Annotated in this window: 7 protein-coding genes; 4 read left to right on the top strand and 3 right to left on the bottom strand. The window is 68.0% G+C overall.

What is annotated here, in order from left to right; all coding sequences use genetic code 11:
- Positions 1 to 45: 45 nt before the first annotated feature.
- Positions 46 to 1,377 (bottom strand): MFS transporter, encoded by a 1,332-nt coding sequence (locus D477_RS19615; RefSeq protein WP_005274349.1) that lies wholly within the window; start codon positions 1,375 to 1,377, stop codon positions 46 to 48.
- Positions 1,378 to 1,609: 232 nt separating this feature from the next.
- Between D477_RS19615 and D477_RS19620 the strand changes: the two genes are divergently transcribed.
- From D477_RS19620 to D477_RS19630, 3 genes are all read left to right on the top strand, one after another.
- Positions 1,610 to 2,482 carry a shikimate dehydrogenase gene (locus tag D477_RS19620; protein ID WP_005274350.1) on the top strand — a complete coding sequence of 291 codons (873 nt, stop codon included), beginning with the start codon at positions 1,610 to 1,612 and terminating at the stop codon, positions 2,480 to 2,482.
- 21 nt (positions 2,483 to 2,503) lie between these two features.
- A complete protein-coding gene (locus tag D477_RS19625) occupies positions 2,504 to 4,378 on the top strand; it encodes a bifunctional sugar phosphate isomerase/epimerase/4-hydroxyphenylpyruvate dioxygenase family protein (RefSeq protein ID WP_005274353.1) in 1,875 nt (624 codons plus the stop codon).
- An 81-nt stretch (positions 4,379 to 4,459) separates the two neighbouring features.
- Positions 4,460 to 5,254, top strand: coding sequence for an IclR family transcriptional regulator domain-containing protein (locus tag D477_RS19630; RefSeq protein WP_005274355.1), 795 nt, complete (start codon positions 4,460 to 4,462; stop codon positions 5,252 to 5,254).
- Positions 5,255 to 5,271: 17 nt separating this feature from the next.
- On the opposite strand, the gene D477_RS19635 is transcribed toward D477_RS19630, so the two are convergent.
- Positions 5,272 to 6,273 (bottom strand): MsnO8 family LLM class oxidoreductase, encoded by a 1,002-nt coding sequence (locus D477_RS19635; RefSeq protein ID WP_005274356.1) that lies wholly within the window; start codon positions 6,271 to 6,273, stop codon positions 5,272 to 5,274.
- A gap of 44 nt (positions 6,274 to 6,317) precedes the next feature.
- Positions 6,318 to 7,385, bottom strand: coding sequence for a S1C family serine protease (locus D477_RS19640; RefSeq protein ID WP_005274359.1), 1,068 nt, complete (start codon positions 7,383 to 7,385; stop codon positions 6,318 to 6,320).
- A gap of 178 nt (positions 7,386 to 7,563) precedes the next feature.
- Between D477_RS19640 and D477_RS19645 the strand changes: the two genes are divergently transcribed.
- Positions 7,564 to 8,289: hypothetical protein (locus D477_RS19645; RefSeq protein ID WP_005274360.1), on the top strand; the 726-nt coding region annotated here is incomplete at its 3' end.

Raw genomic sequence — 8,289 nt, forward strand, 5'->3', positions numbered from 1 at the left:
GCGCGAAAGCCCGCCTCCCGGCGTCGTACGTGGTGAGTTCCCGCGCTACACCGTGGCGTGCCGGCGTTCGCCGAGTTCCGCGGTGGGGACCTTGTAGGTTTCGCGGGCAGTCAGCGCCGCGACGGCCGCGATCGCGCAGATGACTGCGGTAAAGGCGCTGGTCGCGACCCAGCCGCCTTCCTGGATGCCGCCGATGGCCGCGACGATCGACGGCGCGAAGCCGGCCATCAGGAAGCCGATCTGCGTGCCGATCGCCAGGCCGGAGAACCTCACCTTGGCGCTGAACATTTCCGCGTAGAACGACGGCCAGACCGCATTGGCCGCCGCATAGGCGCAGGAGAAGACGGCCACCGACAGCGCGAACTGCAGCAGCGTGTTGCCCGACTCCATCGAGAGCAAGTAGGACGGCATGATGGCGGCGCTGCCGACGGCACCGTAGATGAAGACGGGCTTGCGTCCGATCCGGTCCGCCAGGTTGCCGAAGAGCGGCTGGGTGAAGAGCGCGCCGATATTGCCGGCAACCACGAGCCAGAGCGTGATGCCTTCGTCCACGTTGCCGACCTCGGCTCCGTACTTGATGGCCAGCGTGCCGTACACGGTGGAGACCGCGGCGATGAAGGCGCAGCAGATCACCCGAAGCACGTCGCGCCAGTGGTTCTTCAGTAGCACGCCGACGGGCAGCTTGGCAATCTCGTTGTTCGCCTTGGCCGCCTCGAAGGTCGGTGTCTCATGCAGCGAGCGGCGGATGAAGTAGGTGACGACCACGACGACGGCGGAGAGCCAGAACGGGATGCGCCAGCCGATGCCGTACTTGATCTCATCGGGCAGCGCGACGACCGGAACGAAGATCAACGCGGCGAGGATCTGGCCGCCCTGGGTGCCGGTCAGCGTCCAGGACGTGAAGAACGAGCGGCGGTTGTCCGGGGCGTGTTCCAGCGTCAGGGAACTGGCGCCGGCCTGCTCGCCGGCGGCGGAGAGCCCTTGCATGAGGCGGCAGATCACCAGGATGGCCGGGGCCCACCAACCGATGGTGTTGAAGTCCGGAATACAGCCGATGATGAAGGTCGCAGCGCCCATCATGATGAGCGTGAACATCAGTACCTTCTGGCGGCCAATCCGGTCACCGAAGTGCCCGACGAAGACGGCGCCGACCGGCCGGGCGATGTAGGCGAAACCGAAGGTGGCGAGCGACATGATGCTCGCCTGGGCACTCTCGTCCGGGAAGAAGACGTGCGGGAAGATCAGTGCGGCGGCGGAGCCGAAGATAAAGAAGTCGTAATACTCGACGGCACTGCCCATGAAGCTGGCCAGGGCGGCCCGCTTCGGCGTCTTGCGGTGCTCGGCGAAGGCCTGCCCCTCTTGGTGAACGGTGGTCATAACACTCCTTGAACTGCTGGCCCTCGAGGGAGGGTATCGACAGGCCGTCCCGGCCGGGACTGTGCGACATGCGCACACCCGTGCACAAAACGAACGTGCATCAACGTAGCGCATGTCACGTTCCGCCCGCAAGGGCATCTCTGTGCGGATTGCGCACGATTGTGCAATTTGCGTACAGCCGTTAGTCTTGGTTCCACCCAGCACCGCTACGCCCGCAAGGAGAGAACAGCGCATGAGTACAGCGGCGGATGCCTACTTGGTTGGACTGATCGGTGAAGGCATTACAGCGTCGCTGACTCCGCCGATGCACGAACGGGAGGCTGACCTGCACGGCCTCCGCTACCTCTACCGCCCGGTGGACCTGACCGTGATCGGACGGCCTGCCTCGGCCGTCGGGGAACTGCTTCGGCAGGGCCGGGATCTGGGTTTCAACGCCTTCAACATCACCCACCCCTGCAAGCAGCTGGTGCTGCAGCACCTCGACGAGGTTTCCGACGACGCGGCCCGGCTTGAGGCGGTCAACACGGTCCTGCTCCGCGACGGCAAGTTCATTGGCCACAACACGGATTTCTCCGGCTTCGGCACCGGCCTGGCCAACGGGCTGCCAGACGCGGAACTGGACGGCGTCGTGCAGCTTGGCGCCGGGGGTGCCGGCTCGGCCGTCGCGTACGCGCTGCTCAAGGCCGGCGCACAGTCGCTCACGCTGGTCGACCTTGATCCGGAACGCGTCGCCGCACGGGCAGCAGCCCTCGCCGGGCTGTTCCCCGGTCAGGAAGTCCGCGCAGGCAGCCGGGAGGACCTGCCGCGGATCATGGCGGAAGCCACCGGCCTGGTCAACGCCAGCCCCGTCGGAATGCACAGCCACCCGGGCCTGCCGATCGACGGACAGCTGCTGCAGCCGCACCACTGGGTCGCCGACGTCGTCTACCGGCCCGTGGACACCGAGCTGGTCCGGGCCGCCTCTGCCAAGGGCTGCCGCGTCCTCGACGGGGGCCATATGGCGGTTGGCCAGGCGGTGGATGCTTTCGCCCTCATCACCGGCATAACGCCCGATGCCGGCAGGATGCGGCAGCATTTCCTCGAACTGATCGCCCAGGGTCTCTAGCCACCGGACAGGAGCGCCAGAATGAGAACTTCCATCGCCACCGTATGCCTCAGCGGCACCCTCGAAGAGAAGATACATGCGTGTGCCGAGGCTGGCTTCGACGGAATCGAGATCTTCGAGCAGGACCTCCTCGTTTCCCCCCGCAGCCCGGAGCAGATCCGCATGCTTGCGGACGAGCTCGGCCTTAGCCTGGATCTTTACCAACCCTTCCGGGACTTCGAAGGCGTTACCGAGGATCTGCTGGAAGCCAACCTGTACCGCGCGGAGGCCAAGTTCAAGCTGATGAATCTGCTGGGCATCGGCACCGTCCTGCTCTGCACGAATGTCGCCACAGCGACCATTGACGACGACGAATTGGCCGCTGCGCAGCTGCAGCGGCTGGCGGACCTGGCCGCGCGCTACAGCGTCCGGATCGCCTACGAAGCCCTCGCCTGGGGCAAGTACGTCAACGATTTCGAACATGCCTGGCGGATTGCGGACCTCGTGGACCGGCCGAATTTCGGCACTTGCCTCGACAGCTTCCACATCCTCTCCCGGAATTGGGATCCCTCCGGCATCGAGAAGATCCCGGCGGAGAAGATCTTCTTCGTCCAGCTCGCCGACGCACCCCGCATGAGCATGGACGTGCTCTCCTGGAGCCGGCACCACCGCGTTTTCCCGGGCGAAGGCGACTTCGCCCTGGCACAGTTCATGGGCCATCTGGTCCGTGCCGGCTACAACGGGCCGGTCTCGCTGGAAATCTTCAACGACATCTTCCGCCAAACCGATGAAAAACGCACGGCCGTCGATGCCATGCGTTCGCTTATCTGGCTGGAGGAACAGACGCACCTGCACCTGCAGGACACCGAGGGGCCCGGCTTCAGCTACCCGATGGAACTGGCCACGCTGCCCAAGGTGGACGACCCCACCGGCTTCAACTTCACCGAGGTCAAGGCCGAGCACACCGGCGCCGTGCAGGAGCTGTTGTACCAGCTTGGTTTCGGCTATGCCGGCCGGCACCGCACCAAGCCCGTCCAGCTCTGGACCCAGGGCCAGGCCCGCGTCGTCATCAACGAGCAGCAGGCCCGCAATCTGGAACCCAGCATCGCGGCCTTGGGGTTCGACGTCGAAAATCCTGTGGTCGCGGCATCGCGTGCGGTGCAACTGAAGGCGCAGCCCGTGCCCCGGCAGAGCCAGGCCGATGAAGAAGTGCTGCAGGCAGTCTCAGCCCCTGACTCCACTGAAGTCTTCCTGTGCGAGGCTTCGGCGGACGGCACGGCCGCCTGGACCCGCGAGTTCACTCCGGAATCCGGCGCTCCCGAGCATGCCGCCGGCGACCCCACCGCGGAATTGATCACCCGGGTGGACCACGTGAATCTGTCGCAGCCGTGGCAGCACTACGACGAAGCCGTGCTGTTCTACGAGAGCACGCTGTCGCTCGCCCGCCAGCCCTCCACCGAGGTCCCCAGCCCGCTGGGCCTGGTGCGCAGCCAGGTCATGCGTACCGAGGACCGCGGAATCCGCCTGGCACTCAACGTCGCGCCGATGGCTCTGGAACATCCGACGGCGGCCTCCAGCTATCCGGCCCACGTGGCCTTCGCCTGCACGGACCTGATCGCGGTTGCCCGGCGGGCACTGGCACGCGGCCTGGACTTCCTGCCCGTTCCGGCCAACTACTATGCCGACCTGCAGGCACGGTTCCGGCTGGACGAGCAACTGCTGGACACTCTGCAGCGCTACAACCTGCTCTACGACCGGGACGAGGACGGGGAATTCCTGCACTTCTACACCGCCACGGTGGGCAACGTCTTTTTCGAAGTTGTCGAACGCCGCGGCGGCTATGACGGCTACGGAGCCCCGAACACGCCGGTCCGCCTCGCGGCGCAGTACGAACGCAGCCGGCGCGAACAGGACTGATCCGAATGCGGAGCCGCGGGCCGGCCGATGTATCCTTGCTCACGGCCGCCTGCGGCTGACCTGAGCTATCCGGAGGAACGTATGGAGATCGAGTCGGCGGAAGGAAATCCCGCCTACTACGTGAAATCGGTCGAAAAGACCTTCGCCGTGCTGCTGGCGTTCACAGCGGACGAACCGCGCTTGACGATGACCCGCGTGGCGGCCAAAGCCGAACTGAGCCGGGCGGCGGCCCGCCGCTTCCTGCTGACCCTGGCGGACCTGGGTTATCTCCGCACCGACGGCACCCACTTCGAACTGACACCACGCGCGCTCGACGTCGGGGCCTCCTTCCTGGCCAACCTCACCCTTCCGCAGATCGCCGAACCCCATCTGCGCCGGCTCGCCGTCGACCTGAACGAGACCACCTCCCTGTGCATCCTGGACGGCACCGATGTTGTCTACATCGCCCGGGTCGCAGCTCCGCGGCTGCTCAGCGTGTCGGTCAACGTCGGCACCCGCTTCCCGGCGTGGGCCACCTCCATGGGCCGGATCCTGCTGGCCGGCCTGCCGGAGGCACACCGCGAGGCCTACTACGAAAGCGTCGAGCTGACCTCCTACACGGAGAACACCGTCGCCAGCATTGATGCCCTGCGCAGCGAAGTGGACCGCGCCGCCGAGCGCGGCTGGTCGCTGGTTTCCCGCGAGCTCGACGACGGACTGCGCGGGCTGGCCGTTCCGGTGCGACGCGGCAACGACCTCATCGCGGCGCTCAACGTATCCCTGCAGACCCACCGGGCCCCGGAAGACGAAATCGCGGCGACCGTGCTCCCCCGCCTGCAGTTGGCCGCGGAAGGCATCGCCGACGATTTCGGCGGGCGGCAGCGCGGCGTCGCCTGACCGGAGCGGTCCTCCGGCTACCCCAGTCCGAACAGCTCCGCGAGCCGCGCGTCCGTCCCGGCGAGCGCGGCCATGTCGAAGGTATTGGTCGTGACCATCAGTTCGTCCGCCCCGGTGGCTTCCAGCAGCCGGCCCAGCTGCGCAGCCACCTGCTCCGGCGTCCCTGCCACCGCAGCGGCAAGGGACTCCGCCACCAGCCGCTGCTGCCGAGCCGTCATCTGCTCGTCCCGGATGGCGGAGACCGGCGACAGCGGCGGGAACTCGCCCCGTGTCCGGGACAGCGCCATCGCCCACGCTTCCGACAGGAGCAGCTCCTCCGCCGCCGCAGCGCTGTCTGCCACCGCCACGTTCGCGGACACAATGACGTAGGGCTCCGGGTAGTACGACGACGGGCGGAAATTGCGCCGGTACCGCTCCAGTGCGGCCAGCGCCAGGCCCGATGCCTTTCCGCTGTATGCCGGACCGCCAACAACGACGGCGAGGCCCGCCTTCGCGGCCGTCTCCACCCCTTTGCCGGTGGCCAGCACGAAAGGCGGCGTAGCACCGCCGTCGGACGGGCGCGCGGTGATGCCCGCGGTCCCGCGCAGGTAGCCCAGCAGTTCAGCCAAATCGTCGGCGAAGGCGTCGGCGGCGTCCTTGTCCTGGCGCAGCGCCGCCCTGACGGCCGGCGTGAACCCCACCGAGCGGCCCAGGCCCAGATCGATCCGCCCGGGGAAGAGTGCCTGCAGGGTTGCCGTCTGTTCGGCAACGACCAGCGGCTGGTGGTTCGGCAGCATCACCCCGCCGGAGCCCACCCGGATCCGTTCGGTCCGGGCAGCCACCGCGGCCATCAGCACGGCCGGCGCCGATCCGGCAATCCCCGGAACCGCGTGGTGCTCGGCCACCCAGAACCGGTGGTAGCCCAGCCGTTCGGCCTGCCCGGCCCGCGCGATCACCGCCGCCAGCGCCTCCGCGGGGCCCTGTCCGGCGCGGGCATTGGCACGGTCCAGGAGGGAAACGGGAATCGAAGGCAACTGCACACTAGGCACAACACGGCCGGGGCCCAGGTATTCCGGACCGGCGCCTACTGGTCCACGGGACGGTCCGCCAAGGTAATCTCCGCCTCCACGGATTCCCCGCCGCGGCTCAGGCCCACCGGCACGGACTCGCCCGGCTCATGCCCGCGCAGCGCGGCAAGCAGGTCCTCCGGGGTCTCCACCGCGTCGTCCCCGATGGAGACGATCACGTCGCCGGGGCGGATCCCGGCGTCGTCGGCCGGTCCCCCGTCCACGACGGAAAGCACCAAGGCTCCGCGCGTATCCGGCAGGCCCAGCTGGGCGGCAATGGGTTCGGTAATCGCGGCCGGGACCAGGCCCAGGTACGCGTGGTCGGCGACGCCGTCCTCAAGCAGCTCCTCCGCCACCTGGACGGCAGTCGCCGCCGGGATCGCGAAGCCCAGCGACACGGCTCCGGCCTGCGGCGGAATGTACGCCTCGCTGATCCCCATGACCTTGCCGTTCCGGTCCACCAACGCGCCGCCGGAGTTGCCCGGGCTGATCGCCGCGTCGGTCTGGATCAGGTCCACCAGCGACTGGCTGTTGGTCGCCGAACCAGGTATCTCCCGGTGCAGGCCGGAGATGATGCCGGCCGTCGCGGTGTTCGCGAAGCCCAGCGGGCTGCCGATCACCACGGCTAGCTCGCCCACCCTCGGCAGCGCCGTTTCGAACTCGGCGGCCGGCAGGCCGGTGCGTTCGACCTCCACCAGCGCCAAGTCGGTCACCCGGTCGACGGCGCGGACCGTCCCGGCCGAACGCTTGCCATCGGCGAAGCCGACTTCCACTTCGTCCGCCCCGCGCACCACATGCTCGTTCGTGAGGATGAGGCCGCCGTCGTCGTAAATAACCCCGCTGCCCAGGCCCTCGCCTGCAAAAATCGTCACCACAGACGGCTGCACGGACTCCACGATGTCCGGAATCAGCTCGCCCTCGGCTGACGGCGCCGTCGCCGGGGCCGATTCCGTGGGCGAACTCGGCGGGGCCGGGTTTTCCTGTTCCGTTGCGGGTGCGGTACAGCCGGCCAGAAGTACGACGCCGAAGACCGCCGCAGCAGTTCGCCGCCACTTGGGCAGGGGCTTTCGGGGAGCAAGATCCATGTCTGCCTCCTTCTCTCTGGCTCCAGCCAACGCCGACGGCTGCCAGCCGTCAAGGGATGCTTCCAACCCGGCCGGGAACAGAAGCGGCGGTTGTTGGCCGCTGTGGCAGCCGTTAGCGTATCGGTGAGGGCTGGACGCCGCGGACACGGCTGTCCGGTGGCCGGCGGAAAGGGGCTGCATGGGACAAGCGCAGGAGCGTGATCCGGAAGGACAGCTGGGCCGCGCCGAAGTCCTGGCCGCGCGGCTGGACCGGCCGATGGGCGTCCTCGGCGTGCTCTTCGTGCTGATCGTGCTCGCGCAGCTGCTCGCCACCCATCCGACCCTGGTGGCGGTCCTTTCCGTGATCGGCTGGCTCTTCTGGGCCGTCTTCGTCGCCGAGTTCCTGCTGCGGGCGTACATCGCGCGCTTCCGCTGGAGGTTCTGGAAGCGCAACTGGTGGCAGGTGGTCTTCCTGCTGGTGCCGTTCCTGCGGTTCTTCCGCTCGTTGCAGGCCTTGCGGGTGCTGCGCGCGACCCGGGTCTCCCGGCTCGGCAGCGTGCTGTCCGCCGGCATCCGGGGCAGCCGCTCCGCCGGCCGGCTGCTGTCCAGCCGCATCGGCTGGCTCGCGGCCGTCACCGCGGTCGTCATCCTCGTTTCCAGCCAGTTGCTCTACGTCGCCGGTTCCTACGAGCGGTACTCGGCTGCGCTGCTGGATGCGGCGATGTCCACCATCACTGGAGCCGAATTGAGCGCGTCCGATGGCTTTGCCCTCTTCCTGCAGGTGCTCCTCGCGGTCTATTCGGTCGCCGTCTTCGCCACGCTGGCGGGCGCCGTCGGCGCGTTTTTCCTGCGCGGCGGGCAGGCGGAGCCGGCCGCTGCCGGGAACGAGGCTGACCCTGCCGCCAGCGCGGGCACGGCCGGTTCC

Origin of the sequence: Arthrobacter crystallopoietes BAB-32 (genome assembly GCF_000328305.2) — a bacterium.
Taxonomy (GTDB): domain Bacteria; phylum Actinomycetota; class Actinomycetes; order Actinomycetales; family Micrococcaceae; genus Crystallibacter; species Crystallibacter crystallopoietes_A.